Origin of the sequence: Mesorhizobium sp. M1338 (assembly GCF_040318045.1) — a bacterium.
Classification (GTDB): Bacteria; Pseudomonadota; Alphaproteobacteria; order Rhizobiales; family Rhizobiaceae; genus Mesorhizobium.
On record NZ_JAMYLL010000026.1, the window covers coordinates 36,330 to 61,781 of the forward strand.

General features: G+C 63.7%; 29 protein-coding genes. 15 read left to right on the forward strand and 14 right to left on the reverse strand.

The window, feature by feature from the left end:
- Positions 1-4 precede the first annotated feature (4 nt).
- Positions 5-1,066 (reverse strand): LLM class flavin-dependent oxidoreductase, encoded by a 1,062-nt coding sequence (locus NKH19_RS21225; RefSeq protein ID WP_352870095.1) that lies wholly within the window; start codon positions 1,064-1,066, stop codon positions 5-7.
- 220 nt (positions 1,067-1,286) lie between these two features.
- Here NKH19_RS21225 and NKH19_RS21230 point away from each other — a divergent pair, with 220 nt between their 5' ends.
- A complete protein-coding gene (locus NKH19_RS21230; protein ID WP_109667244.1) occupies positions 1,287-1,715 on the forward strand; it encodes a DUF6481 family protein in 429 nt (142 codons plus the stop codon).
- 74 nt (positions 1,716-1,789) lie between these two features.
- Here the strand turns inward: NKH19_RS21230 and sugE are convergent, their stop codons facing one another.
- Positions 1,790-2,104: a quaternary ammonium compound efflux SMR transporter SugE gene (gene sugE, locus NKH19_RS21235; protein ID WP_352870096.1), complete on the reverse strand. Its 315-nt coding sequence runs from the start codon at positions 2,102-2,104 to the stop codon at positions 1,790-1,792.
- A 200-nt stretch (positions 2,105-2,304) separates the two neighbouring features.
- A complete protein-coding gene (locus tag NKH19_RS21240) occupies positions 2,305-2,430 on the reverse strand; it encodes a hypothetical protein (protein WP_013528464.1) in 126 nt (41 codons plus the stop codon).
- A 336-nt stretch (positions 2,431-2,766) separates the two neighbouring features.
- Between NKH19_RS21240 and NKH19_RS21245 the strand changes: the two genes are divergently transcribed.
- From NKH19_RS21245 to NKH19_RS21255, 3 genes are all read left to right on the forward strand, one after another.
- The gene (locus NKH19_RS21245) at positions 2,767-3,576 is read left to right on the forward strand and encodes a transglutaminase-like domain-containing protein (RefSeq protein ID WP_352870097.1); all 810 of its coding nucleotides are present in this window, start codon (positions 2,767-2,769) and stop codon (positions 3,574-3,576) included.
- A gap of 147 nt (positions 3,577-3,723) precedes the next feature.
- Positions 3,724-4,689, forward strand: coding sequence for a cation diffusion facilitator family transporter (locus NKH19_RS21250; protein WP_352870098.1), 966 nt, complete (start codon positions 3,724-3,726; stop codon positions 4,687-4,689).
- Between the two features lie 62 nt (positions 4,690-4,751).
- A complete protein-coding gene (locus NKH19_RS21255; RefSeq protein ID WP_352870099.1) occupies positions 4,752-5,156 on the forward strand; it encodes a GFA family protein in 405 nt (134 codons plus the stop codon).
- A 21-nt stretch (positions 5,157-5,177) separates the two neighbouring features.
- On the opposite strand, the gene NKH19_RS21260 is transcribed toward NKH19_RS21255, so the two are convergent.
- On the reverse strand, positions 5,178-6,449 hold the full coding sequence (locus NKH19_RS21260; protein ID WP_352870100.1) for a DNA recombination protein RmuC: 1,272 nt from the start codon (positions 6,447-6,449) through the stop codon (positions 5,178-5,180).
- 103 nt (positions 6,450-6,552) lie between these two features.
- Here NKH19_RS21260 and def point away from each other — a divergent pair, with 103 nt between their 5' ends.
- The 4 genes from def to truA all read left to right on the forward strand — a co-directional run bounded on the left by def (position 6,553) and on the right by truA (position 9,672).
- Positions 6,553-7,083: a peptide deformylase gene (gene def, locus NKH19_RS21265; protein ID WP_352870101.1), complete on the forward strand. Its 531-nt coding sequence runs from the start codon at positions 6,553-6,555 to the stop codon at positions 7,081-7,083.
- A gap of 320 nt (positions 7,084-7,403) precedes the next feature.
- Positions 7,404-8,357 (forward strand): methionyl-tRNA formyltransferase, encoded by a 954-nt coding sequence (gene fmt / locus NKH19_RS21270; RefSeq protein ID WP_352870102.1) that lies wholly within the window; start codon positions 7,404-7,406, stop codon positions 8,355-8,357.
- A complete protein-coding gene (locus NKH19_RS21275) occupies positions 8,354-8,863 on the forward strand; it encodes a GNAT family N-acetyltransferase (RefSeq protein WP_352870103.1) in 510 nt (169 codons plus the stop codon). The genes fmt and NKH19_RS21275 overlap by 4 nt, the downstream gene beginning before the upstream one ends.
- A gap of 11 nt (positions 8,864-8,874) precedes the next feature.
- On the forward strand, positions 8,875-9,672 hold the full coding sequence (gene truA, locus NKH19_RS21280; RefSeq protein WP_352870104.1) for a tRNA pseudouridine(38-40) synthase TruA: 798 nt from the start codon (positions 8,875-8,877) through the stop codon (positions 9,670-9,672).
- Here the strand turns inward: truA and NKH19_RS21285 are convergent.
- Complete coding sequence (locus tag NKH19_RS21285; protein ID WP_352870105.1) at positions 9,642-10,274, reverse strand: transporter; 633 nt, start codon at positions 10,272-10,274, stop codon at positions 9,642-9,644. The genes truA and NKH19_RS21285 overlap by 31 nt on opposite strands.
- Positions 10,275-10,279: 5 nt before the next feature.
- Positions 10,280-11,473 (reverse strand): succinyl-diaminopimelate desuccinylase, encoded by a 1,194-nt coding sequence (gene dapE / locus NKH19_RS21290; protein WP_352870106.1) that lies wholly within the window; start codon positions 11,471-11,473, stop codon positions 10,280-10,282.
- A 127-nt stretch (positions 11,474-11,600) separates the two neighbouring features.
- Here dapE and NKH19_RS21295 point away from each other — a divergent pair, with 127 nt between their 5' ends.
- Positions 11,601-12,644 carry a 2-dehydropantoate 2-reductase gene (locus NKH19_RS21295; RefSeq protein ID WP_352870107.1) on the forward strand — a complete coding sequence of 348 codons (1,044 nt, stop codon included), beginning with the start codon at positions 11,601-11,603 and terminating at the stop codon, positions 12,642-12,644.
- On the opposite strand, the gene NKH19_RS21300 is transcribed toward NKH19_RS21295, so the two are convergent.
- The 4 genes from NKH19_RS21300 to dapD form a co-directional block, all read right to left on the reverse strand.
- Complete coding sequence (locus NKH19_RS21300; RefSeq protein WP_352870108.1) at positions 12,544-13,320, reverse strand: hypothetical protein; 777 nt, start codon at positions 13,318-13,320, stop codon at positions 12,544-12,546. The genes NKH19_RS21295 and NKH19_RS21300 overlap by 101 nt on opposite strands.
- Before the next feature lie 13 nt (positions 13,321-13,333).
- Positions 13,334-13,708 carry a DUF805 domain-containing protein gene (locus NKH19_RS21305; RefSeq protein ID WP_352870109.1) on the reverse strand — a complete coding sequence of 125 codons (375 nt, stop codon included), beginning with the start codon at positions 13,706-13,708 and terminating at the stop codon, positions 13,334-13,336.
- Entirely contained in the window at positions 13,701-14,063 is a 363-nt protein-coding gene (locus tag NKH19_RS21310; protein WP_352870110.1) for a DUF805 domain-containing protein, read from the reverse strand. Before NKH19_RS21310 ends, NKH19_RS21305 begins: the two co-directional genes overlap by 8 nt.
- A 72-nt stretch (positions 14,064-14,135) precedes the next feature.
- Positions 14,136-14,990 carry a 2,3,4,5-tetrahydropyridine-2,6-dicarboxylate N-succinyltransferase gene (dapD, locus tag NKH19_RS21315; protein WP_352870111.1) on the reverse strand — a complete coding sequence of 285 codons (855 nt, stop codon included), beginning with the start codon at positions 14,988-14,990 and terminating at the stop codon, positions 14,136-14,138.
- 226 nt (positions 14,991-15,216) lie between these two features.
- Here dapD and NKH19_RS21320 point away from each other — a divergent pair, with 226 nt between their 5' ends.
- Positions 15,217-16,062: an LOG family protein gene (locus tag NKH19_RS21320; RefSeq protein ID WP_352870112.1), complete on the forward strand. Its 846-nt coding sequence runs from the start codon at positions 15,217-15,219 to the stop codon at positions 16,060-16,062.
- A gap of 95 nt (positions 16,063-16,157) precedes the next feature.
- On the opposite strand, the gene NKH19_RS21325 is transcribed toward NKH19_RS21320, so the two are convergent.
- Positions 16,158-16,871, reverse strand: coding sequence for a pyrimidine 5'-nucleotidase (locus NKH19_RS21325; protein WP_352870113.1), 714 nt, complete (start codon positions 16,869-16,871; stop codon positions 16,158-16,160).
- A gap of 160 nt (positions 16,872-17,031) precedes the next feature.
- Between NKH19_RS21325 and NKH19_RS21330 the strand changes: the two genes are divergently transcribed.
- The 3 genes from NKH19_RS21330 (at position 17,032) to NKH19_RS21340 (ending at position 19,632) form a co-directional block, all read left to right on the forward strand.
- A complete protein-coding gene (locus tag NKH19_RS21330) occupies positions 17,032-17,793 on the forward strand; it encodes a GGDEF domain-containing protein (protein ID WP_352870114.1) in 762 nt (253 codons plus the stop codon).
- 199 nt (positions 17,794-17,992) lie between these two features.
- The gene (locus tag NKH19_RS21335) at positions 17,993-18,196 is read left to right on the forward strand and encodes a hypothetical protein (RefSeq protein ID WP_352870115.1); all 204 of its coding nucleotides are present in this window, start codon (positions 17,993-17,995) and stop codon (positions 18,194-18,196) included.
- The gene (locus NKH19_RS21340) at positions 18,193-19,632 is read left to right on the forward strand and encodes a GMC oxidoreductase (protein WP_352870116.1); all 1,440 of its coding nucleotides are present in this window, start codon (positions 18,193-18,195) and stop codon (positions 19,630-19,632) included. The genes NKH19_RS21335 and NKH19_RS21340 overlap by 4 nt, the downstream gene beginning before the upstream one ends.
- 145 nt (positions 19,633-19,777) lie before the next feature.
- Here NKH19_RS21340 and phhA read toward each other — a convergent pair whose 3' ends face one another.
- Positions 19,778-20,614, reverse strand: a complete 837-nt coding sequence (gene phhA, locus NKH19_RS21345) for a phenylalanine 4-monooxygenase (RefSeq protein ID WP_352870117.1) — start codon at positions 20,612-20,614, stop codon at positions 19,778-19,780.
- Between the two features lie 138 nt (positions 20,615-20,752).
- On the opposite strand from phhA, the gene NKH19_RS21350 reads away from it, so the two are divergent.
- Together NKH19_RS21350 and bchE are read left to right on the forward strand one after the other, a co-directional pair.
- A complete protein-coding gene (locus tag NKH19_RS21350; RefSeq protein ID WP_013891868.1) occupies positions 20,753-21,229 on the forward strand; it encodes an Lrp/AsnC family transcriptional regulator in 477 nt (158 codons plus the stop codon).
- A gap of 116 nt (positions 21,230-21,345) precedes the next feature.
- Positions 21,346-22,908: a magnesium-protoporphyrin IX monomethyl ester anaerobic oxidative cyclase gene (gene bchE / locus NKH19_RS21355; RefSeq protein WP_352870118.1), complete on the forward strand. Its 1,563-nt coding sequence runs from the start codon at positions 21,346-21,348 to the stop codon at positions 22,906-22,908.
- Positions 22,909-22,926: 18 nt separating this feature from the next.
- On the opposite strand, the gene argB is transcribed toward bchE, so the two are convergent.
- Positions 22,927-23,820, reverse strand: a complete 894-nt coding sequence (gene argB, locus NKH19_RS21360) for an acetylglutamate kinase (protein ID WP_352870119.1) — start codon at positions 23,818-23,820, stop codon at positions 22,927-22,929.
- 106 nt (positions 23,821-23,926) lie between these two features.
- Positions 23,927-25,423, reverse strand: coding sequence for an amidase (locus tag NKH19_RS21365; RefSeq protein WP_352870120.1), 1,497 nt, complete (start codon positions 25,421-25,423; stop codon positions 23,927-23,929).
- Positions 25,424-25,452: the final 29 nt, after the last annotated feature.

The following is a 25,452-nucleotide window of genomic DNA, read 5'->3' on the forward strand; positions in this document are numbered from 1 at the left end:
GGCTTTAGGCGACGGGCGCTGCCAGCGCCGGTGCGGCCTTGGCCGTTTCCTTGCGCACGATCGGCGCCACCCTGGTGCCGTAGAGTTCGATCGCCTTCATGATCTTGGCATGCGGCATGGTGCCGATCGCCATCTGCAGCAGGAAGCGGTCATTGCCGAAGATCTTGTGCTGGGCGACGATCTTCTCGGCCACCTGCTCGGGGCTGCCGACGAACAGGGCGCCGTCCGGGCCGCGCGACTGGTCGAAATGCGCCCGCGATGTCGGGCCCCAGCCGCGCTCGCGGCCGATGCGGTTCATCACCTCCGCCTGCGGGCCGTAAAAATCGTCGGCCGCCTGCTCGGTCGTTTCGGCGATGAAGCCGTGCACGTTGATGCTGGTGGCAAGGCCCGCCGGATCGCTGCCGGCGCGCTTGGCGGCCTCGCGGTAGAGATCGAACAGCGGCGCGAAACGCGCCGGCTCACCGCCAATGATGGCGAGCGCCAGCGGCAGCCCGAGCGCGCCCGCGCGGGCGGCAGACTGTGGCGTGCCACCAATGGCGATCCAGACTGGCAGCCTGTCCTGGAAAGGCCTCGGATAAACGCCGCGATCGTTGATCGGTGCGCGCAGATTACCGGACCAGGTCACCGTCACGCTATCGCGGATGGCAAGCAGGAGGTCGAGCTTTTCGGCGAACAGCTCGTCATAGTCCTCGAGGTTGTAGCCGAACAACGGGAAGGATTCGATGAACGAGCCGCGCCCGGCCATGATCTCGGCGCGGCCGCCCGACAGAAGGTCGAGCGTGGCGAACTGTTGGAAGACGCGCACCGGATCATCGGAAGACAGGACGGTGACGGCGCTGGTCAGCTTGATGCGCTTCGAGCGCTCGGCGGCCGCGGCCAGGGCCACGACCGGCGCGGAGGCGGCATAATCGGGCCGGTGATGCTCGCCAAGGCCAAAGACGTCGAGACCGACCTGATCGGCCAGTTCGACCTCCTCGATCAGGTTGCGCAGCCGCTCATGCGGACCGATGGCGCCAGGGCCCGGGTGCGGGCTGACGTCGGCGAAGGTGTAGAGACCGAGTTCCATTAAATGTCATCCTGATGTTGGGTTTTGGCGCTAGACGTAGCGACCGACCGGCCTCGCCGCCAGAGGGGCGGACGGTGAACAGTGCATGTCGGTTTCGGCCGAAAAGGCGTCTCCCGGCTGCAACAGCCAACAATTTCATGGCTGCCATGCCGTTTTGGCGCTTGAACTCTCGGTTTTCGCGCGTATGTAAGCGTCGCGAATTGACTTCAGGGAAGTGGACTTGGCTATCTACAGGGAAAAAGACGTTTTCGAGCGGCGTAACGCCGCAAACGAGGCAAAGAAGGCGCTCCTCGAGCGCTTCAAGGCAAAGCCGGCGGCGGATGATCCCGCGGTGCTGGCGCGGCAGGCCGAACGCAAGGCGATCCTCGAGGCCCGCGAAATCCGCGAGGCTGAAAAGGCACGGCTGAAGCAGGAAAAGCTGGCACGCGAAGCGGTCGAGAAGGCCGAGCGCGAGGCAGCTGCCGAGGCGGCACGTATCGCCGCCGAGGAAGCTGCGCAGGCCGAGGCCAAGATTCGGGAATCCGAAGAGAACGAGCGCATCGCGCGTTTTCTGGCCGACGAAGCCGAACGCAAGGCCAAGCGCGACGCACGCTACGCGGCGCGCAAGCAGCGCACCGGCAGGACGCCTCCGGGCTTCTCCGCCCGCTAGCCTCGCGGCAAGCATCAAATTCAAGGTCAGGGTCGCCTCGCAGCGGCCCTGAACGTGCTTGTCCGCCGCTATGGTCAGGCGGCGAACTTCAATCCCATGATGCCGCAGACAATGAGCGCGATGCAGGCCAGCCTGATCGCGGTGGCCGGCTCGCCGAGCAGCCAGATGCCGAGCAGTGCCGTGCCGACGGTGCCGATGCCGGTCCATACCGCATAGGCGGTGCCGACGGGCAGTGCCTTCAGCGCCAGGCCGAGCAGCGTGAGGCTGACGATCATCGAGGCAACGGTCAGCACGGTCGGCACCAGCTTCGAGAAGCCATCGGTGTATTTGAGGCCGATTGCCCAGCCGATCTCGAACAGGCCGGCAAGAAAGAGAAAAATCCAAGACATCGACAACGCTCCATCATGGCATCGGACCGAAAAGTATCTTTCGGAGTCCGATGACCAATGACGGGTCGTCCCGACCGGATTTCGGGGAAGGCGCGAGGTCGTCCCCGCCATGCCAAAATAAGAATTTCGGGCGCTCGATCAACGACGACCGGCACACCGTTGCCGGTCGCAAATCCCATTCCGAAGCGAATTGGCCGGACCTACTTGTCCTTGAGCTTCATCGCTTTCACCGGCGGCGCCTTGAGGGCCGGAGCCGGGGCGGGCTTCTTGGCGTCCTTCTTCGGCTTGCGGGCTTCCTTGCCTGCCTTCATCGCACCTTTAGCCATGATTCGTTCCTCCGATTGCGGGAAGCGAAGTGAAACAAGAGAACCGCCCGACTGCAAGGGGTTAGCGACTGCCGTCACCGTCAGCGGATCGCTTTCAACCGGTTTCTAGAACTATTCACCGTTTCCTGGAAACGGTGAATAGCTCTAACTCTTTGTTTTGACGCAATTCCCAAGGGAAAACGCTATGCGTTTTCCCGGGAAAACCGCTTCACACTTTTCCTGGAATTGCTCTAATTTGCTCGTAAACCCTGGCGGTCCGTGCCATGGTCATTTTCGCACTGCAGCATCAACCCGTGCCGTCGCCGGGTGATCGTCAGGCAGGCCGTCAGGACGACAATGCGAATCCACATCGGCTGCGAGATGAGCTTCGACTTTCCTCAGGAAACGCCGCTCATCGCAATGCTGAATGTCCACTATTCGCGTGCCTCCGATCTCGAGCGGCCGGATTTCCTGATCTCCAAACCGCCGGTGCCGATAGAGAGCTACCGCGACAGTTTCGGCAACTGGTGCAACCGGTTCGTTGCGCCGCCCGGGCGTTTCACCTTCGGCACCGATGCCGTGATCCGCGATCCCGGCACCTTCGAGATGGGCGACCTGATGGCCTGGCAGCACGAGGTGCGCGACCTGCCGGCGGACACACTGCTGTTTCTGCTGCCCAGCCGGTTTTGCGAGAGCGACCTTCTGGCGAGCGAGGCATGGCGACTGTTTGGGCATACGCCGCTTGGCATTCCACGCGTCCAGGCGGTCTGCGACTTCGTCCACAATCATATCGTCTTCAACTACGGCAACGCGCGGCCGACACGCACCGCCGCGGAGGCCTATCGCGAACAGAGCGGCGTGTGCCGCGACTACGCCCATCTTGCCGTCACCTTCTGCCGGGCACTCAACATCCCGACGCGCTATTGCACCGGCTACATCAGCGACATCGGCATGCCGAAGCCATGGGCGAGCATGGATTTTTGCGCCTGGATGGAGGTTTATCTGGGCGGCCGCTGGCATGTCTTCGACCCGCGCAACAATGCGCCGCGCATCGGCCGCATCCTGATCGCCTCCGGCCGTGACGCCGCCGACGTGCCGCTGACCCATATTTTCGGGCCGGGCACGCTCGCCGCCTTCAAGGTGTGGACCGAAGAGATCGTCGACTAGCCCCGTCTTCCGCCAGCCAATCTCTAACCAGCAATGTCTTTGACGGACGCCAGCCTTGAATGAGCCCGCGGTTCGTGCGTTGTGATGCCTGTGGAGCTTCTGCCGTCTGGCCGTTAGGCTGGGTGCTTATCTAACGGGACACACACCATGGCTGGGCATGGCGGCTCAAAAAGGGTGATCTACGCGGCGCTGGCCGGCAATCTCGCCATCGCGTTGACCAAGTTTGCCGCCGCCTTCTTCACCGGCAGCTCGGCGATGCTGTCGGAAGGCGTGCATTCGATGGTCGATACCGGCAATGGCGGCTTGCTGCTCTACGGCATGCATCGCGCCGCCCGTCCGGCTGACCGCACGCATCCGCTCGGTCACGGGCGCGAACTCTATTTCTGGAGCTTCATCGTCGCACTTCTCGTCTTTGCCGTGGGCGCCGGGGTCTCGTTCTACGAGGGCGTGATCCACATCATGGCGCCGGAACCGGTCGCCAACGTCAAGGTGAACTATATCGTCCTGGGCCTCTCTTTCCTGTTCGAAGGCAGCTCATGGCTGGTGGCGCTAAAGGAGTTCCGCAAGCAGAAGGGCGAGCAGGGCTGGCTGCGGGCAGTGCAATCGAGCAAGGATCCGAGCGTCTATACCGTGCTGTTCGAGGACAGTGCCGCCCTGCTCGGCCTGATCGTCGCCTTTGCCGGCATCCTGGCGGCCGAACTGCTGAAGAAGCCGGAACTCGACGGCGCCGCCTCGATCGGTATTGGGCTGATCCTTGGCGCGACGGCGATTTTCCTGGCCCGCGAAAGCAAGGGCCTGCTGATCGGCGAGCCGGCGTCGCCCGAAGTGCAGAGACAGGTGCTGGCGATCGCCCAGCAGGATCCGGCGGTGCGGCAGGCGAACGGCGTCCTGACCGTCCATATGGGGCCGGCGGAGATCGTTGCCGGCCTGAGTATCGAGTTCGAGGATCATCTGACGGCGCCGGAGATCGAAGCTTGCGTCGAGCGCCTGGAGGCGCGGCTGAAAAAGGAGATGCCGGAGATCACGCGGCTATTCGTCAAGCCGCAGACCACCGGCACATGGGAAAAGCGGAGCAAGCTGATCGAGACCGCGTCCGATCCGGCGCTGGACTAGCGCCGCGCCATTGCCTCACGGTCTTGCCTTGCTAAGATCAAAGAGACTTTGGAGGAACGACGATGAAAATCGACGGCGGCTGCCATTGTGGCGCCATCACCTACGAGGCGGAGGTCGACCCGGAGAACACCGGAATCTGCCACTGCATCGATTGCCAGCAACTGACCGGAACGGCTTTTCGCGTGACCGTGGGCGCGCCGGAAGGCCAGTACCGGATCACCAAGGGTGCGCCAAAGGTCTATATCAAGACAGGATCGAGCGGCGCCAAGCGCGCGCAGGGCTTTTGCGGCGAGTGCGGCTCGCATCTCTACGCCACATCGGTTGGCGACGGGCCGAAGGTTTATGGCATCCGGGTCGGCACGGCGCGGCAACGTGAACAGTTGGTCCCGAGAAGGCAGAGCTGGCATCGCTCGGCGCTGCCCTGGCTGCCGGAATTCCCGGGTATGACGACCACGGAAGAGCAGTAGGGGCGGATCCGGCGCCGTCGCTCAGTCGTCGCCTTCGACGACCCTTAGTCTGAGCTGTCCGGTTTTCGAATCGGCGACGCGGGGGCCCGCGTCGACCTTCGCAGCGGGAGCCCGTGACGCTGCGTCCGCGGCGGCATCGCCGTCGGGTTGCGCCCCGAATTCCAGCGCCTCGATCTTCTGGCCGCGCTTGGTGACCTTCGACGTCGAAACCAGGATGTCGTCGATATCCTTGGCCGACTGGCCGAAATGGACCTGCAGCTTGCGCACACGCTCGTCGACACGCGCAACGTCCTCCATCAGCCGGATGACCTCGCCCTGGATCAGGTGCGCCTGTTCGCGCATGCGGGCGTCCTTGAGGATCGCCTGAATGACCTGGATCGACAGCATCAGCAGCGACGGCGAGACGATGACGACACGGGCGCGATGCGCCTTGTGGACGATCGCCTCGAAATTCTCGTGGATCTCGGCGAACACCGATTCCGACGGCACGAACATGAAGGCGGTGTCCTGGGTCTCGCCCTGGATCAGGTATTTTTCCGATATATCGCGGACATGGATCTCGATGTCGCGGCGGAAGGCCTGCGAGGCGACCTTCTGCAAGTCGGCGCCGTCTGCGGCGCGGATGGCATTCCAGGCTTCCAGCGGAAACTTCGCGTCGATGGCAAGCGACGGGGCGCCGTTCGGCATCTTCACCAGACAGTCGGGCCGGCTGCCGTTCGACAGCGTCGCCTGGAATTCATAGGCGCCATGCGGCAGGCCGTCGGCGACGATCGCCTCCATGCGCGACTGGCCGAAGGCGCCGCGCGTCTGCTTGTTGGAGAGGATCGCCTGCAACTGCACGACCTGGCCGGCGAGCGACTGGATGTTACCTTGCGCGACATCGATGATCGCCAGCCGCTCCTGCAATTTGGCCAGGCTTTCATGCGTCGATTTGGTCTGCTCGGTCATGGTCTGGCCGAGGCGGCCGGTCATGGCATCGAGACGCTGGCCGATCGACTGCGTCAATTCCGCCTGCCGTGCCCCGAACACTTCGGCGATGGCGCCCATGCGGCCCTGCATCTCGGCCTGCGATTGCAGAATGCCGGCCATCCTTGTTTCGGCATCGCGGGCATGGTCGGCGGCTTCGGCCGCGGCGACGGCGCGCGCCTTGGCCGATCGCCATAGCGCGATGACGAGCGCCACGAACAGGCTGAGGAACAGAAAGGCGCCGAAGGCCAGCGCATGGCCGAGCGTGATCGTGGTGGCGCCAAGCCGGGCGACAGGTTCTGAAAGGATGGTGGTCAGATCATTCATGTGGACAGCATAGATGATTCGCACGGCTGACACAGATCAAAACGTGAACGAGCCTCAAGCCCGGCGGTTGACGCTTTTCGCTGGAGGTCTTAGGTGGAACGCCATGCCGATCAAGCCGCTCATCATCCTTCCCGACCCCATCCTGCGCCAGGTTTCCAAGCCGGTGGAGCGCGTCGACGCACCTTTGCGCAAATTGGCCGACGATATGTTGGCGACCATGTATGACGCCCCCGGCATCGGGCTGGCCGCAATCCAGATCGGCGAGCCGCTGCGCATGCTGGTGATCGATCTCGCCAAGGAAGACGAAGAGCCGGCGCCGCACGTCTTCATCAACCCGGAAATCCTGGAGAGCGCCGATGCGCGGTCCGTCTACGAGGAAGGCTGCCTGTCGATCCCCGATTATTATGCCGAGGTCGAACGCCCGTCCGCCGTGCGAGTCAAATATCTCGATCGCGACGGCAAATTGCAGGAGTTGGAGGCAGAGGGCCTGATGGCGACCTGCCTGCAGCACGAGATCGACCACCTCAATGGTGTCTTGTTCATCGACCACATCTCGAAGCTGAAGCGCGACATGGTGGTGAAGAAATTCAAGAAGCTCGCCAGGGACAAGGCGCCGGGCAAGCTGGTGGGATAGGGCTGGAGTCCACTCCAGGCCTGATGTCGGCGGCACAGCACCAAATGGAGATGCCGATGGCCGACTTCCTGATCAGAGACATTCCCGAGCCTTTGAAACGCGAAATCGAACTGGCGGCACACAATTCGCTCGGCTTTCGTCGCTGAAAGCGCAATTGGCGATGAATACGCCGAGATCATGGACAAAATCGAAGCGGAAAGGAAAAGCGAACTTGGTCGCCCGCGACTTTGACGGCCTTGACCTGAAGATCATAAACCCGTTTGAAGCGGGTGCCTGAGCCGGCTCACGGCGCGAGCAGAAGACAGGATATCGAAAGAAAAATGCCCCTTCGCGTCATCTTCATGGGCACGCCCGAGTTTTCGGTGCCGACGCTGCACGCCATTGCCGAGGCCGGTCACGATGTCGCCGCCGTCTATACGCAACCGCCGCGCGCCGCCGGACGGCGCGGACTGGAACTGACGCCGTCGCCGGTGCAGCGCGAGGCGGAGCGGCTGGGCATCGAGACGCGCACGCCCACATCGCTCAAGAGCGAGGCCGAGCAGGCCGCCTTCCGTGCCTTGCACGCCGATGTCGCCGTGGTCGTCGCCTATGGCTTGCTGCTGCCGAAGGCGATTCTGGACGCAACCCGGCTTGGCTGCATCAACGGCCATGCCTCGCTTCTGCCGCGCTGGCGCGGCGCCGCGCCGATCCAGCGCGCCATCATGGCCGGTGACTTGGAAAGCGGCATGATGGTGATGCGCATGGAAGGGGGCCTGGACACTGGCCCGGTCGGAATGGTTGAAAAATGTACCATCGAACCCGATATGACTGCCGGCGATCTGCATGATCGGTTGATGAGTGTCGGCGCAGCCCTGATGGTGGAAGCGCTAGCGCGACTGGAAAGGAACACCCTGACATTTACCCCACAAGCTGTGGATGGGGTGACCTACGCCAAGAAAATCGATAAATCCGAGACGCGCGTGGACTGGACTCGCTCGGCGAGCGAGGTCCACAATCATATTCGTGGCCTGTCGCCCTTTCCCGGCGCCTGGTCGGAGATAGGAATTGGCGGCCGCCCGGAACGGCTGAAACTGCTTCGCTCGACGCTACCGCAAGGCCTGTCGCTTTCGGAAGATTTGGGCGAGTCGGGAGGAATTCTCGATGACCGGCTGACTGTCGCCTGCGGGACAGGCGCGATCAGGCTGGTCGAAGTTCAACGGGCGGGCGGAAGGCCCGCCGCCGCGTCGGAATTCCTGCGCGGGGCCAAGATCGAAAAGGGAATGAAATTCTCATGAGCATGATGTCGATACGCGCGGCGACGCCGCGAGATCGCGAGGCCATTCGCCTCGTCGAGGAGCACGCTTTCGGCCAGCAGGCGGAGGCCGGGCTGGTCGACGCGCTGGTGACCGGCGGCGACGCCGTTGCCGAACTGGTGGCGGAAGACGACGGCCAGGTGGTCGGCCATATCCTGTTTTCCCGGCTGTTCGTCCAGAGCGGCGGCAAGAACTTCGCGGCCGTGGCGCTGGCACCGCTGGCGGTGGAGCCCTCGTTCCATGGCAGCGGCATCGGCGGCGCGCTGATCCGCGAGGCACATATCCGTCTCCGGGATGGCGGCGAGACGCTGGCCGTGGTGCTGGGCGATCCGGCCTATTACAGCCGTTTCGGCTACAGCCATGCACGCGCCGAAAAGTTCGAGAGCGAGTATCAGGGCGAGGCACTGCAGGCACTGGCCTGGGGCGATGCCCCGGAAGCCGGCAGACTGGTCTACGCCTCGGCCTTCGGCTCGGCACTCGCCGCCTAGGCGAGTGCAAATTGCCGCGTTTTCGCCTCGACATCGAATATGACGGCAGCCTGTTTGCCGGCTGGCAGCACCAGGCGGATCAGCCTTCGGTGCAGCAGGCGATCGAGCAGGCGATCGAAAAATTCTGCGGCGAAGCGGTCAGGCTGCGCGCCGCCGGCCGCACCGATGCCGGCGTGCATGCGACCGCCCAGGTGGCGCATGTAGACCTCGCCAAGGCGTGGCCCACCGACAAGGTGCGCGATGCCGTCAACGCCCATCTGCAGGCGGCCGGCGCGCGCATCGCCGTCCTCAAGGCGACGGTCGTCTCCGACGGTTTCGACGCGCGCTTCTCGGCCACCGGCCGCCACTATCTCTACCGCATCCTCAACCGCCGCGCGCCGGCCGCGCTCGACAAGGGCAAGGTGTGGTGGGTGCCGAAGCGGCTCGACGCCGTCGCCATGCACGAAGCGGCAAAGGTCCTGCTCGGGCGACATGACTTCACCACCTTCCGCTCGACCCAGTGCCAGGCGAACAGCCCGATCAGGACGCTGGAGCGGCTCGATGTGAGCCGGCAAGATGACGTGATCGAGGTAAGGGCCTCGGCGCGCTCCTTCCTGCACAATCAGGTGCGCTCGATGGTCGGTTCCCTCAAGCGCGTCGGCGACGGCGGCTGGACCGCGGCCGACATGAAAGCGGCGCTCGAGGCGCGTGACCGCGCCGCCTGCGGCCAGGTGGCACCACCCGACGGGCTGTTTCTCATCGGCGTCGATTATCGGGGCGTCGATTATCCTGAGGTCGACTACCCGGAGACGAACCCGGAAAGGCTCTGAGCCCCGACATCGTCCGGCACGGTGATGCCGAGCAGCGTCTGCAGCCCGAACAGCACCAACAGCGAGGCGATGAACATGCCGACGAAAACGGCGGTGCCGGTCGCTGCGCCCCTGCCGATTGTGGCGTTGGTCATGCGCCAGGTCAGAACCATCGACAGGGCAAACAAAAGCAGCGACACAAGGCTCGAAACCTGGCTCGCGGACGAGAGGAAGAGTCTGATCAGCGCCGAGGGCAGCATCAGCCAGGCGGTGATGGCCGAAGCCCAGTTGCTGGCGACGACATAGTGGACGAAGCGGCCGCCAATCCCGGCGCGCGGCGCAACCAGGGCCAGAACGATCAGCGGCAGCACCCAGGAGCCGATGTCGACCGTCGCCAGACGCACCAGCATGCTGAAGCGCCCCACGAAAGCGTCGGGATCGCCGATCTCATTGGCGATGCCGACCCAGCCGACGATCAGCGCCGGTGCCGCAACGACAATGGCGAAAAACGAATTCCAGAAACCATCGGCCGACAGGTCGAGCAGGCGCAATCCGTCGGGCTTGCCGAGCATCAGCCGCCAGGCGCCCGTCAGCGAAGCTTGGGTTTCGTCCGCCGAAAGCATGTTGCTCAGTCCTGTCCGAACCAGTCTTCGATGAAGCGCTGATAGATTTGCGTCAGCGTTTCGAGATCGGCAATGGCGACGCGCTCGTCGACCATGTGCATGGTCTTGCCGACCAACCCGAACTCGACCACCGGGCAATAGTCCTTGATGAAACGCGCGTCGGACGTGCCGCCGGAAGTCGACAACGTCGGCTCCTTGCCGACCGTCGACTTGATCGAGCCGCAGAGCGTTTCGATCAGTTTGTCGTCGCGGGTCAGGAAGACATGGCTCGGCCTGTCGCGCCAGACGAGCTCATAGTCGACCGGAGTCTTCTTGGCCTGCCGGTACTTCTTGCGCCTGGCCGCCTGGTCGAGCCGGTTGTGGATCTCGGCCTGCAGGGTCTCGGCCGTCCAGGTGTCGTTGAAGCGGATGTTGAAGGTCGCGGTCGCCCTGGCCGCGATGACATTGGTGGCCGGATTGCCGACATCGATGGAGGTAATCTCCAGATTGGTCGGCTGGAAATCCCTGGTGCCCTTGTCGAACACAGGATGCAGCAAGGCGTCGACCAGGCTCATCAAGCCGCGCACCGGATTGTCGGCAAGCTGCGGGTAGGCGACATGGCCCTGGCGGCCATTGACTGATATGGCCCCGGACATCGAGCCGCGCCGGCCGATCTTGATCATGTCGCCGAGCGTATCGGGGTTGGTCGGCTCGCCGACAAGGGAGGCATCCCATTTCTCGCCCCTGGAAGCCGCCCATTCGAGCAGCTTGACCGTGCCGTTGATGGCGGGGCCTTCCTCGTCGCCGGTGATCAGCAGCGAGACCGATCCTTTCGGGCCGCCATTGGTCTCGACATGGCGTGCCACGGCGGCGATGAAACAGGCAATGCCGCCCTTCATGTCGACCGCGCCACGGCCATACATCTCGCCATTGGCGATCTCGGCGGCGAAGGGCGGATGCGTCCAGGCGGCTTCGTCACCGACCGGCACCACGTCGGTGTGGCCGGCGAACATCAGATGCGGGCCGTTGCCGGACCGTCGCGCATAGAGGTTCTCGATATCGGGCGTGCCGTCTTCGGAAAACACCGGCCGATCGACCAGGAAGCCGAGCGGCTTCAGCATCGCCTCCAGCGCGGTCAGCGCGCCGCCCTCGTTGGGCGTTACCGAAGCACAACGGATAAGGGCGGCGAGGTTTTCGGCGGGATCGGTCGGCAGCGTCATGGCAAAAGCGATAGTCGAAAGCGGAGGGCCTGTCACGGCCAGACATAGGGGCCAGCCTCATGGCTGGCGATACCGCCGATATTATGGTTTTCATGTCGTATAGCTGCGACCCGGTGCGGGCGACAGGATGGCAGACCAGGACAAAAGAATCGTCATTGCCGGCGCCGGCAGCATCGGCTGCTATGCCGGCGGCTGCCTGGCGCTCTCCGGGCGCCGGGTGATTCTGCTGGCCCGGCCGCGTGTCGATGCGGCGTTGCGGCAGGGCGGGTTGCGGGTCAGCGACCTCCAGGGCCGCGATCGCTCTATCAAGCCGGAGGCGCTTGCCGTCACCGCCGATCCGGCCGCTGCCCTGCCGCAGGCCGACGTGATCCTGGTCACGGTCAAGAGCGGCGCGACGCAGGATATGGCAACCCTCATCAAGGCCCATGCCCACCCGGATGCGGTGGTGGTGAGCCTGCAGAATGGCGTCGACAATGCCGAAAGGCTGCGCGCCGGGCTAGCCGGGCGAACGGTGCTGGCCGGCATGGTGCCGTTCAATGTCGTGCAGTCCCCGGATGGCGAACTGCCGCTGCGCGTTCACCGCGCCAGCGACGGCAAGGTGATGGTCGAAGACGGCGACGCCGGCCTGGTCGGCCTGCTCGGTGTCGAAGGGTTTGCGGTCGAAGCCCATGGCGACATGAAGGCCGTGCTGTGGGGCAAGCTGCTGATGAATTTGAACAACGCGCTGGTGGCGCTGTCGGACTTGCCGCTGGCAACCGAATTGGCCGATCGGGGCTGGCGGCTGATCCTGGCCCGTCAGATCGACGAGGCGCTGCAGGCGATAAAAGCATCCGGCATCGAGCCGGCGCGGATTGCCGGCTTGCGGCCATCCCTGCTGCCGAAGGTGCTCAGGCTGCCGGACTGGCTGTTCAAACTGCTGGCCCGGCGCATGCTGGCGATCGACCCGCGGGCGCGCTCGTCGATGTGGGACGATTTGCAGCGCGGCCGGCCGACGGAGATCGACGACTTGCAGGGCGCGATCCTGCGGCTGGCGGATAAAGCCGGCACGCCGGCGCCGATGGTCAAGCGGATCACCGCGCTGGTGCGCGCGGCGGAATCGGAGCGGCTTGGCTCGCCGGGCCTGGCGCCGGAACAGATTGTTGTACCGCCGGCCGGCCGTCGATCAACGTGATCTTCTGCCAGATTTTACGCGACAGGTTGGACGCCAGGTTCTCGATGTCGTTGACGCCGTCGATGACGATGTCGTCATTGACCGACTGCGCGAACAGCGCGGCGATCTTGCCGGTGATCGACAGCATTTCGGAGCAATAGTCGAGATAGCGCGCCAGGTCGGCGGCATTGGTGATGCGCGCCGGCGAATGCACCGTCGGCCTGAAATCGGCCGAAAGGGCCGCCGGATCCTTGGTCAGCTGGTGCATGTCGATGACATGGATCAGCGAACGCAGGCCGTGCAGCTGGCGAAAGACTCTTTTGCGCTTGATACGCTCCTCGGTGCGGATCAGGGCAAGTAAGCCCAACACAGCGAGTATGACGGTGTTGATCGAAGCCTCTATGCCTTGCACCGACTGCAGGGCATCGTGGGTTCCCGAAATGCGGTCGATCGGCAATATGGTACCGACGAACAGGAACACCAGCACACCCGCGACGAAGGCGGCGCCAATGAGCCCGCGCAGCCACCAGATCGGTGCTTCGAGCACCTTGGCCGCCTTGGCCAGATCGCGTGACAGCGAGACCAGTTCGGCGGCGACGCCACGCAATCCCGCATCGGGGAAACGGTCGGCGATCCGCTCTTCCAGCCGCTCGGCGGTCCCGACGATCAGTTTCGGATCAAGCGTGCGGTAGCGCATGTCCGATCGGTCCTCAGTGTTGCGCCGGCTCGTTGGTGCGCCGGCCATAGCGGTTGGGCCCAGGCTGCCCTGGAAACAGGCACAACACAAGGAAGGCGACGATCGAGACCACCGGCACGAACAGGATCAGCGCGGCAATTCCCGGCTTGTCCAGGTCGTGCAGCCGTTTAACCGCCAGCGCGATGTTCGACCACAGCGAGGCGATGAAGGCGACAAAGAAGATGAACGACCACATGTTGCTCTCGGGCGAGCCCTCCGGCACCAGCGTGAAGCGATAGAGCGGGAAGGCCTGGATGATGGCGACGAGCAACCCGCCAAGAAAATAGGCCGCGCGGCTGACGCGGCCCGATATTTTGAAGAAAAGCCAGGTGAGTGATCTGTCAGGCAAGCGGATCCGGTCCATATTGATTGGCGCCCCTGGCGCCTTCGAGAATGCCGCATTCCACCAGAAACCAGATCGGGCCGATGAAAGGCACCAGCATGATCAGGCTCCACCAGCCCGACTTGCCGCGATCATGCCAGCGCTTGGCGTAGACTGCGAGTGCGAAATAGATCGAGGCCAGAGCGACGAGAATGCCGACGATGCCGATCTGGGCGCCGCTGGCCGTGGTGATGCGTGTGCCAAGCATCGCATCGAGAATAAAGGCAACGATGCCAATGACGATGAAAACTCCAATCGCGGCCCAGAACTTGCCCCGGTTGATGCGGCCGTCGAAACTCGTCAGCAGATATTTCCAGTCCATGTCACCCCTCCATGTTGAACCAGCGCGACGGATTGTCGCGCCGGCGGAAGGTGCGCCCGCTTTGCGCAAAGATCAATCGCGCAGCAATTCGTTGATCGAGGTCTTGGAACGGGTCCTGGCGTCGACCCGCTTGACGATGACGGCGCAGTAGAGGCTTGGACCCGGCTCTCCGTTCGGAAACGGCTTGCCAGGCAGCGAGCCGGCGACGACGACGGAATTCGGAGGCACTTCGCCATAGAAAATCTCGCCGGTGGCGCGGTCGACGATCTTGGTCGACTGGCCGATGAAGACGCCCATGCCGAGCACCGAGCCTTCGCGCACGATGCAGCCCTCGACCACTTCAGAGCGCGCGCCGATGAAGCAATTGTCCTCGATGATGGTCGGGCCGGCCTGCATCGGCTCCAGCACGCCGCCAATGCCGACGCCGCCGGACAGATGCACGTTCTTGCCGATTTGGGCGCAGGAGCCGACCGAGGCCCAGGTGTCGACCATGGTGCCGGTATCGACATAGGCGCCGACATTGACGAAGGACGGCATCAGCACGGCGCCCGGCGCGACATAGGCCGAACGGCGCACGATCGACGACGGCACGGCACGGAAGCCCGCCTTCTCGAAGTCGACGGCGCCCCAGCCATCGAACTTCGACGGCACCTTGTCCCACCACACGGCCTCGCCCGGGCCGCCCTTGATGATTTCCATCGGGTTGAGCCGGAACGACAACAGCACGGCCTTCTTCAGCCACTGGTTGACATGCCATTTGCCGTCGGCCTGCCGCTCGGCGACGCGGACGGTGCCACGGTCGAGCAGGTCGAGCGCCGACTGGATGGCATCGCGCGCTTCGCCGCGCGTCGTCGTCGAAATCGTGTCGCGTTCCTCGAAGGCCGTCTCAATGGTCTTTTCGAGGCTCGCAAGATCGGGCTTCGACATGAATTCGCTCCATTACCAAGCTGTTAAGGGGCTGCGCCTTAACCTGTTTTGAAAGGCGCGCGGACCGCTGGCAGGCTTTGCCTGCCTGGGTCTTTGCTGTAGCAGGTTCTTGTCGCAAACCGTCGGACACTTTTGCGGAACCTGCTTATGTTAAGGCTCAATGAGGGTCAATCGCGGCTGCGCCATGGGACGGCGCAACTGAAAAATTTGGACGGGTAAGGCAATTATGACTCCTATGGAAAAGGCGGGGTGGACCCCGCTGCCGCATTCGGACGAGGATCTGGAGCGGTCGAAGAGCGTGCCGGATACGCCGCAGACGCGTGCCGAAACATACCGGCTCGCCTGGAACGATCCAGACTTCATGACGCGGCGCGAATTGCGCGCGGTCAGGTTGCAGCTGGAACTCTTGAAGCCTGAGATGATCCTGGCCGAGCGCGGTATCCGTTCGACGGTGATCCTGTTTGGGGGCGCACGCCTGCCCGAGCCCGGCGGCGAGGCCTGGGCGGCCAAGAACGAAACGCAGAGAAAGAACCTCGAGGAAAACAGCAAATACTACGAGGAGGCGCGCAAATTCGCCCGCCTCTGCTCGCAGCATTCGGCCACATCACACTACCGCGAATATGTCGTGGTGACCGGCGGCGGACCCGGCGTGATGGAAGCGGGAAACCGCGGCGCCGACGATGTCGGCGCGCCGTCGATCGGCCTCAACATCGTCCTGCCGCACGAGCAGGCGCCGAACATCTATGTGACGCCGGAGCTCTGCTTCAACTTCCACTATTTCGCCATCCGCAAGATGCATTTCGTCATGCGCGCCAAGGCTGTCGCGGTATTCCCCGGCGGCTTCGGCACGATGGACGAGTTCTTCGAGACGCTGACCCTGATCCAGACCGGACGCATGGAGCGCGTGCCGGTGATCCTGTTCGGAAAATCCTTCTGGAAACGGGCGATCGATCTCGACTTCCTCGCCGAGCAAGGCACGATCAGCCCCGGCGACCAGGATATCATCGATTTCGTCGACACCGCCGACGAGGCCTGGGGGATCATCAGCCGCTTCTATAAGTTAGGGGAATAGGGCTGGGAATCGGAGAACTGGGGAATTGAGGAATGAGGGGGATTGCGGTCTCTGCGTTCCGGATCGATTCCCCAATTCGTCAGTTCTTCAATTCTTCAATTCCCTACCCCCTCCTCCACAATCGCCGTGAGAAACGTCGCGAGATCGTCGGTGACGAAATCGACATCATCCTCGTTGGCCGGGTCGCGCTCCCAGATTTCCGAAAAGGTCGGCTCGAAATTGCGTGGCACGACAAGCACCGTGGTCATGCCCAGCGACTTCGGCACCGCAAGATTGCGGGCAAGGTCTTCGAACATCACCGCATTGTGGCCGATGACGGAATGAAGTTCGGCGAACTTCTCGTAGGTCTGGCGTGCCGGCTTGGGATTGAGCCCCGCGGCGACGATATCGAAGATGGCGTCGAAATGGTCGAGAATGCCGAGCTGGCGCGCGGTGCGTTCGGCATGCCTGCGGTCGCCATTGGTGAAGATGAACTTGCGGCCCGGAAGCTGGCGGATGGCGGTGCCGAGGACGGGATCGGGCACCAGCCATGAGTAATCGATGTCATGGACCTTCTCGAGGAAATCGTCGGGGTCGATGCCGTGGCGCGTCATCAGCCCGTTCAGCGTCGTGCCATATTCGCGGTAGAGTTCCTTCTGCAATTTGCGCGCGTCGTCGCGCGGCAGCGCCAGGAGTTCGCCGACATAGGCGGTCATCTTGACGTCGATCTGCGAGAACAGGTTCGAATGATGCGGATAAAGCGTGTTGTCGAGGTCGAACACCCAATCGGTGACATGGGCGAAGCGGGCGGGGTCGGGGAGCGTGGTCATGCGCTCCTTATGGCATGAAACGGGCAGCCTGAAAGAGACTTTATCCACAACTTCTGCTCGCTGAGGTTGCGTAAATTGCCTCACGATTCAAATTTTATGCATCCGGGAAAGGTGGCCTTCAGGGCTTGCTGGCACAGAGACGGTCTTGTGGGAGCAAGCGATGAACAGCATAATTCTGAGATCCGCCGCCGTTGCTTTCGCCTCTGTGGCGGCCTCTCTCCTTTTGACGCTGATCATCGTTCCGGCGATGGGATTTCCGGTCAACCGCACGATCTGGCTGACCTCCACGCTCTGTCCGCTGGTGCTGACATGGGCCGCCAGCGCAAGCACTTTCTGGCAAAGCGACAGGCTGAAAAACGCGCATCGCGAGCTAGCTCGCGCGCATGCCCAGCTCGCCGCCGCGCATCGCCGCCTCGCCGAAAAGGCGAGCCGCGACGACATGACCGGCATGCTCAACCGGGAAAGCTTCTTTGCCGCGCTCGACAGTTCGCGCCGCAAGTCCGATCGCGGCGCGCTGCTGATCATCGACGCCGACCACTTCAAGAAAATCAACGATAATTTTGGCCACCTGACCGGCGATGACGCGCTGCTTTTGATCGCCAGCGCGATCCAGCGCGGCGTGCGCAGCGGCGATGTGCTCGGCCGCATCGGCGGCGAGGAGTTCGGTACCTTCCTGATCGGCGCCACCGAGCAGGAGGCCAAGCGCATCGCCGAGCGCATTCGCCGTGAAGTCGAGCTGATCCGCTTCCGGCCCGTCGACGAGCGGACCATTCCGCTCACCGTCAGCATCGGCGGCACCGTCTGTGGCGAGGATGTCAGCGTATCGGATCTGATGCGCGCCGCCGACCGGCGCCTCTACCAGGCCAAGCACCAGGGCCGCAACTTGACGATCCTCGACACGGACATTTCCGAAGCGGCCTGATCAGGCGGCCGATACGCTGGACCGTTAAGGAAATTCTAACCCTGTTTGTACTCGGTTGCACCGTCTACGCGGGGTTTTCGCTGCTTTGTAGTGAAGCTTGGCACGATACTGGCTTCCGCAGCGATGCATGTGTCGCTCAGGGAAACTGTCGTTCCGGAACGTCCATGCGTAGCCGAGGCCCCCATCCAAGAGACCGGTCATGAGTTTCTTCATCAAAAGAATATCACGCCGCACGCTCATGCAGGCGCTGATGATCGCACTGCCCGCATTGTCACTGTTCCGCAAGCTGCCTGACGCCGATGCTTCGCATGCCGATCCATCCCGCGCCGATCCATCCCGGGCCGACCCGAACGAGATCGTCGAGGTCAATGGCTGGATCCTGAAGCGGAGCGACCTGGCATGATCTTCGACAGCTACGCAGCGTATCGCGCCGCGAACTTCACCCCCAAGGTCTGCATCCTCGGCTCCGGCCCGGCCGGCACAACCATTGCTCGCAAGCTCGGCGCCGCCGGCATTCCGGTGGTGGTGATGGAGGCCGGCTCGCGTGAGTTCAGCGACGAGTCGCAGGATTTCTACCGTGGCACCACGGTCGGCGATTTCTATTTCGATCTCGACATCACCCGGCTGCGGTTCATGGGTGGCAGTTCCAACCACTGGGCCGGCTGGTGCCGCGTGCTCGACAAACAGGATTTCGAGCCGAAGGCCTGGGTGCCCGATACGGGCTGGCCGATCCGCCGCGCCGACATCGAGCCCTATCTGCCGGAAGTGCGCGCTATTCTCGACCTTCCGGCCCTCCGGCCGGACATGCCGATCTCCGACGACATTCGCTGGGTGCAGCTGATCAAGAGCCCGGCTGTGCGCTTCGCCGAGAAATTCGGCGACGAACTCGACAAAGCCAGCAACATCGCCGTGGTGCTCAACACCTGTGCCACTGAACTTGCCGGCAACGGCCGACGCGTGACCGGCGCCAGGCTGTGGTCGAACGGGCAGGATGCCGGCTTCTTCAGCGCCGATTATTTCATTGTCTGCACGGGCGGACTGGAGAATTCGCGGCTGCTTTTGTGGTCGAACCAGCGCTCGAACGGCGGCGTCGTGCCGAATGCGACCACGCTTGGCCGTTACTGGATGGAGCACCCGACCTTCGAGGGCGGCAACGCCATCCTGGCCGATTATGGTGCGTTCGAGGTCGATGCCGCCAACGAGGCCTTCTTCTCGCCGACGCTTGCCGCCATGGAGCGCCTGCGGATCATGAATTTCGGCATCAGGCTGATCGAAACGCCGTATCCCGGCGTCAAGAACCTGATCGCCGATCTCGCCTGCACGGCACCCAACATGGCCGAATGGATGTCTTCAAAGCTTAGCCAGAATCTGCGCTGCGCGGCGCAGCTCTATGTCGCCTGGGAACAGGCGCCGCTGGTCTCCAACCGGGTCGAGCTGTCGAAGACCGATGTCGACCATACCGGCGTGCCGCGCATCGAGTTGCACTGGAAGAAATCGGAGGTGGAACGCCGCACCCTGCTCGAAGGGCTCAGACTGTTCGGCACGACGCTGATCGAGAAGAATCTCGGCCGAGTGCGCATTGCCGACTGGATCGCCAACGGTCAGGACTACCCGACCAATGACGAGACGGCGGGCCATCACCACATGGGCGGCACACGTATGGGCACGGACGTCATCAAGAGTGTCGTCGACGCCAATTGCAAGGTACACGGCATGGACAATCTCTATGTCGGCGGCTCCTCGGTGTTCTGCACATCGGGCCAATGCAATCCGACGACGACGATCACCGCACTGGCCTGCCGGCTGGGCGACCATCTGAGCAAGGTGGTCACCGTCTGACGGTTCCACGGCAATTTTTTGGGATTTGAGGGACAATGCCGGCGCCCGTGATGGTCGCGGCGGATGATATCGCGCTTCGTCAACGCCGCCCTCGACCTGCAGCGCGCCCAGCTGGCGCGGCTGAAGGCCGAGGCCGGCTGAGGCGTCAGACCGTCGCCGGATCGAGTGCCGGCTGGCCCTTGCGGCGGGCGACGATCGCCTCGAAGTCGGCGGTCTGGAAGGCATCGCGCAAGGCGTCGAACGACGGCAGCACGAAATAGGCGCGCTGGAACTTGTCGATCTCGTAGCCGGTGCGCATCACCGTTTCCAGGTCGAAGGGCACGTGGTGGGCGTCCTTGCCGTCGACCGCGAATTGCAATTCGGTGAACGACGACATCAGGCCGGCGCCAAAGGCTTTCAGCGGCTGGCCGGCCTCCTGCATCAGGCCGTATTCGGCCGTGTACCAGTAGAGCCGGGTGATCATCTCGTCGCCGCCCAGCGCAATGATGTCGCCGGCCTTGCGGCCATACATCTGCATGAAGTCGGCAAACACCGGCTGCGACAGCACCGGCACGTGGCCGAAGAAGTCGTGGAACATATCCGGCTCGACGATGTAGTCGAGTTCCTGCCTGGTCCGCAGCCAGTTGGTGACCGGGAAGCGGCGATTGGCGAGATGGTCGAAGAAAGGGGCCGCGGGAATGAGACCCGGCACGGCAACGATCTCCCAGCCGGTCAGCTTGCGCAGCTTGGCGCTGACCTCCTCGAAATCGGGGATGCGGTCGAGCAGGCCGAGCTTCTCGACGCCGTCGAGATAGGAGTGGTGCGCGAGCTTGCGCGTCAGTTTGGTCTGGCGGTCGCACAGCGTGCGCCACACCGCCTGCTCCTCGGCGCTGTAATCGTAACCCTGCGCCACGGTGAAATCGGCACGGCAGACCGAATAGTCGCCGCGAAGGCCTTGGGCAGCGCAATCGCGGGCGTATTCGGCAACGCTCATCGTCGTCATGGTTTTTCTCCTCGCAATCATGAATGGCGAATGGTCTGAAAGATTAACCGGATTTGCCGAGGCAAATCGGTTTTGATGGTCGCTTAAGCGTGATATTCTGGATAATATTCCCTCACAAAAAACCAATACGGAGTGAAAATGCCTCAATTCGATGATTTCGAGATCAAGATGCTCGACGTCCTGCAACGCGACGGACGCAAGCCTGTGTCCGAGCTGGCGCAAGAGATCGGCCTGTCTACGACGCCGTGCGCGCGGCGTTTCGAGGCGCTGCAGGATGCAGGCATCATCAAGGGCTTTGCCGCGGTGATCAGCCGCCGCGCGGTCGGGCTGATGGTCGAGGTGTTCATCCAGGTGCGCCTTGTCAGCCACAGCGACGGCTCGCCCGAAAGTTTCATCGCCGCCGTCCAGCGCATGGATGAGGTGTCCTCGTGCTGGACGATGACCGGCGACCACGATTTCCTGCTGCATGTCATGGTGCCGTCGGTCGACGAGCTCAACGCCTTCGTCATGCACCGGCTGATGCGGCTCGACGGCGTGCGCGACGTCCACACCCAGCTCGTGCTGCAAAACATCAAGGGACCCGGCCACGTGCCGCTCGCACACCTCAAGCGGTGATGGTGCCTGCCTTCCGTATTCCTGCGGGAAAGCTGCACGCAAACTGCTGAAACGGGCCAAGCGCGTGTCCACATCGCCAGCCAGTTTGCGCGGACCAACTGCCCAGGAGGTCCGCCATGAAAATCGTCCTGATCAATCCGCCGCACACCGCCATCGGCAGCCGCGTGCCCGACGACCACTTGCCGCCGCTCGGCCTGCTGGCGCTCGGCGGCCCGCTGATCGATGCCGGCCATCAGGTGCGGCTCGTCGACGCTGAATTCGGGCCGATGCCGCTCGATAGGGTCGTTCGCGATGCCCTGGAAGACCATCCCGACTTCGTCCTGATCGGCCATTCCGGCTCGACCTCGGCGCACCCGACCGTTTTGCTGATCGCAAAGATGATCAAGGAGCGCGAGCCGGCGACCATCATCATCTATGGCGGCGTCTTTCCGACCTATCACTGGCGTGACATCCTGGCTGAAACGGACGTCTTCGACTTCATCGTGCGCGGCGAGGGCGAGGCGACCGTCGTGGCGCTGGTCGAGGCGCTGGAAATGCACCAGCCGCCGGCGAGCGTGGCCGGCATCGCCTATCGCGACGATCTGCGCCGTCCCTTCGCGACGCAGCCGGCCATGACCATTGCCGAGCTCGATGCCTACCGTGTCGGCTGGGAGCTGATCGATCACGGGCGCTACAGCTATTGGGGCGGCAAGCGTGCCGTGGTCATGCAGTTCTCGCGCGGCTGTCCGCATCTGTGCAACTATTGCGGCCAGCGCGGCTTCTGGACCCGCTGGCGGCATCGCGACCCCGTCGAATTCGCGCAAGAGATCGCCTGGCTGCACCGCCAGCACGGCGTCGAGCTGATCAACCTCGCCGACGAAAATCCGACGGTTTCGAAGAAGGCCTGGCGCGCCTTTCTCGACGCCCTGATCGCCGAGAACGTACCGGTGCTGATCGTCGGCTCGACCCGCGCCGACGACATCGTGCGCGATGCCGACATCCTGCATCTCTACCGCAAGGCCGGCGTTATCCGCTGGCTGCTCGGCATGGAAAACACCGACGAACAGACGCTTCAATTGATCCGCAAGGGCGGCAGCACCTCATCCGACCGCGAGGCGATAAGGCTGCTGCGCCTCAACGGCATTCTGTCGATGGCGACCTGGGTGGCCGGCTTCGAGGAGGAGGGGTTTCGCGACCTGTGGCGTGGCTTTCGCCAGTTGATCGCCTACGACCCGGACCAGATCCAGGCGCTTTATGTGACGCCGCATCGCTGGACGCCGTTCTTCAGGATCGCGCGGGACCGCAAGGTGATCCAAAGGGACGCCCGGCTGTGGGACTACAAGCATCAGGTGCTGCTGATGACGCGGCTGAAGCCTTGGATGCTGTTCTTCAGCGTCAAGCTGATCGAGTTGGCGGTGCAGTCGCGGCCGAAGGCGCTGGCGCGCATCCTGTTCCACAAGGATCCCGAGCAGCGCCACTCGATGCGCTGGTACACGCAGATGGGCCGCCGCGTCTGGTTCCGTGAGGTGTGGGGTTTTCTGGTCCGCGACATCAGGGTGAAAGACGGCCCGACGCTTGCTGAATTCTGGGGCGCGCCGCAGGACACCGAAGAGGAGTCCATGACCGTTCGACGCCCGGCGCGCAAGCCGGCTGAACCCGCGCCGCAGCGCGGTACCGGCATGCAACTTCCTGCCGAATGAGTCTCCAGTCCGTGCCGTTCAGGGCACGATCAGCGTGCCGGCGCCGTGTTCGGTGAACAGCTCGAGCAGCACCGAATGCGGCGTCTTGCCGTTGAGGATGACGACGCCTTCGACGCCGCGCTCGATCGCTTCGATGCAGGTTTCGACCTTGGGGATCATGCCGCCCGAGACCGTGCCGTCCTTGATCAGCGCCTTGGCCTCGGCCACGGTCAGCTCGTCGATCAGCTTCTTGTTCTTGTCGAGCACGCCCGGCACGTCGGTGAGGAACAGCAGGCGCGTCGCCTGGCAGGCGCCGGCAATGGCGCCGGCGAAGGTATCGGCATTGATGTTGTAGGTGTGGCCGTCGCGGCCGGGTGCCACCGGCGCCAGCACCGGGATCATTTCGGAGCGCGCCAGAAGATCGAGCAAGGTGCGGTCGACCTCGACCGGCTCGCCGACAAAGCCGAGATCGAGCACACGCTCTATGTTGGAGTCCGGATCGATCATGGTCTTGCGGGCCTTTTCGGCAAAGACCATGTTGCCGTCCTTGCCGCACAGGCCGATCGCCCATTCGCCCTCGGCGTTGATCAGGGCGACGATCTCCTTGTTGATCGAACCGGCCAGCACCATCTCGACGATCTCGACCGTCTTCAGGTCGGTGACGCGCAGGCCGCCCTCGAACTTGGATTCGATGCCCATCTTGGCCAGCATGGCGCCGATCTGCGGACCGCCGCCATGGACGACGATCGGGTTGACGCCGGATTGCTTCAGAAGCGCGATGTCGCGGGCGAACGCCTTGCCGAGTTCGATATTGCCCATGGCATGGCCGCCATATTTCACCACGACCGTCTTGTTCTCGTAGCGCTGCATGTAGGGCAGCGCCCGCGACAGCAGGGCAGCCTGCATTTCGGCGGTGGCGGTTATTTCCGTCATCGGCTTGGTTCCCTGGAGAGCGGTAAAGACGGCGGCGTCTTAGCGGGAATTGGCGCCGCCCGCAAATGGCTTTGCTGTCATATTCGAGCGCCTCACGACCTCGTCATCATGACGGCACCTTCAGCGGCGCCCTGCGGCCCAGCCAACCCGAGATCTTCTCCATCTGCGCGGCGAGCGACAGCAGCGTCTCCTCGTCGCCCGGGCGGCCCGCCGCCTGGATGCCGAGCGGCAGGCCGGCATCGGTGACATGGACCGGCAGTGCGATCGACGGCTGGCCGCTGACATTCTGGATCGCCGGCCAATGGGTGAACCAGAGGCTCTTGTCCATCAGCTGGCCGAAGAAGGGCTTCAGCTTCAGCAAGCGCGTCAGGTGAAGCTTGTCGAGCAGGTTCTCGATGAGCTCGTCGGCGCCTTTCGGATCCATGGCGCCGCAGGCGAGCGGCGGGTGGGCAATGATCGGCATCAGCACGGCATCATATAGCGCGGTCTCCGAGATCAGCTGCCGTGAAGCGGCATGCAGCCGCTGCAGGTCGGCATAGGTCTCGCCGGCCGATACCATCTCGCCCAACCTGCCGAGCACGCGCGTCGCCCGCTCGATGTCACCCGTAACGGAACGGCCGACGCGCAGCGCTTCCGCACGCATCGTGCCGGCGACGGCCGAGGCAACCGTCCGGCAGAAGCCGGCGAGGAAATCGCGCCCTATGAAGGGCAGGTCGATCTCCTCGACCGTATGGCCGCCTTCGAGGGCGAGCGCGACCGCCGTGTCGAGCGCCTTGAGCGTCTCATCCGAAATCGGCAGGCCAAGCGGCGATTTGCGGTACACGGCCAGCCTGAGCTTGCCGGGATCGCGCGCCGCGGCCGCCGTGAACGTGCCTTTCGGCGGCGGCGCGGCATAGGGCGACAAAAGGTCGGGACCGTGGGTGAGGTCGAGCAGCAACGCGCTATCGCGCACCGAACGGGTGAGCGCATGGTCGACCACCATGCCGTACCAGCTTTCGCTCACCAGGGGCGTCAGCGGTATGCGGCCGCGCGACGTCTTCAGGCCGACAAGCCCGGTGCAGGCGGCGGGCACCCTGATCGAGCCGCCGCCATCCGAGGCGTGCGCCACCGGCACGACACCCGCGGCGACCAGTGCCGCCGCACCACCCGACGAGCCACCGCTGGTATGGCTGGTGTTCCACGGATTGCAGGTGATGCCAAAGGCCTTGGACTCGGTCATCAGCCGCAGCCCGTGCTCCGGCGACGTCGAGGTGACGATCGGAATGAGCCCGGCGGCGAGATAGCGGTCGGTGAGCGCCGAATCGATGTCGGCCAGCCATGCCGGAATGCGGCTGCCGCCATGCGTCGATACGCCCTTGATGGCGATGCCGAGGTCCTTGATGGCGAACGGGACGCCGGCCAGCGGCAGCGAGCGGTCGATGGTCCTTGCGCGGGCGCGGGCGGCATCATAGAGCGGCTCGGCCGTGGCGTTGATGTCGGGACGGGTGGCCTCGGCGCGGGCGATCGCGGCCTCGGTCAGCTCGATGGGCGAGACCTCGCCCTTGCGAACCAGATCGGCGAGGCCGGTTGCGTCTTGCGACCATAGTATCTGTTCAACCGACATGCGCGCTCCCCGCCATTACAGCAAGCTAG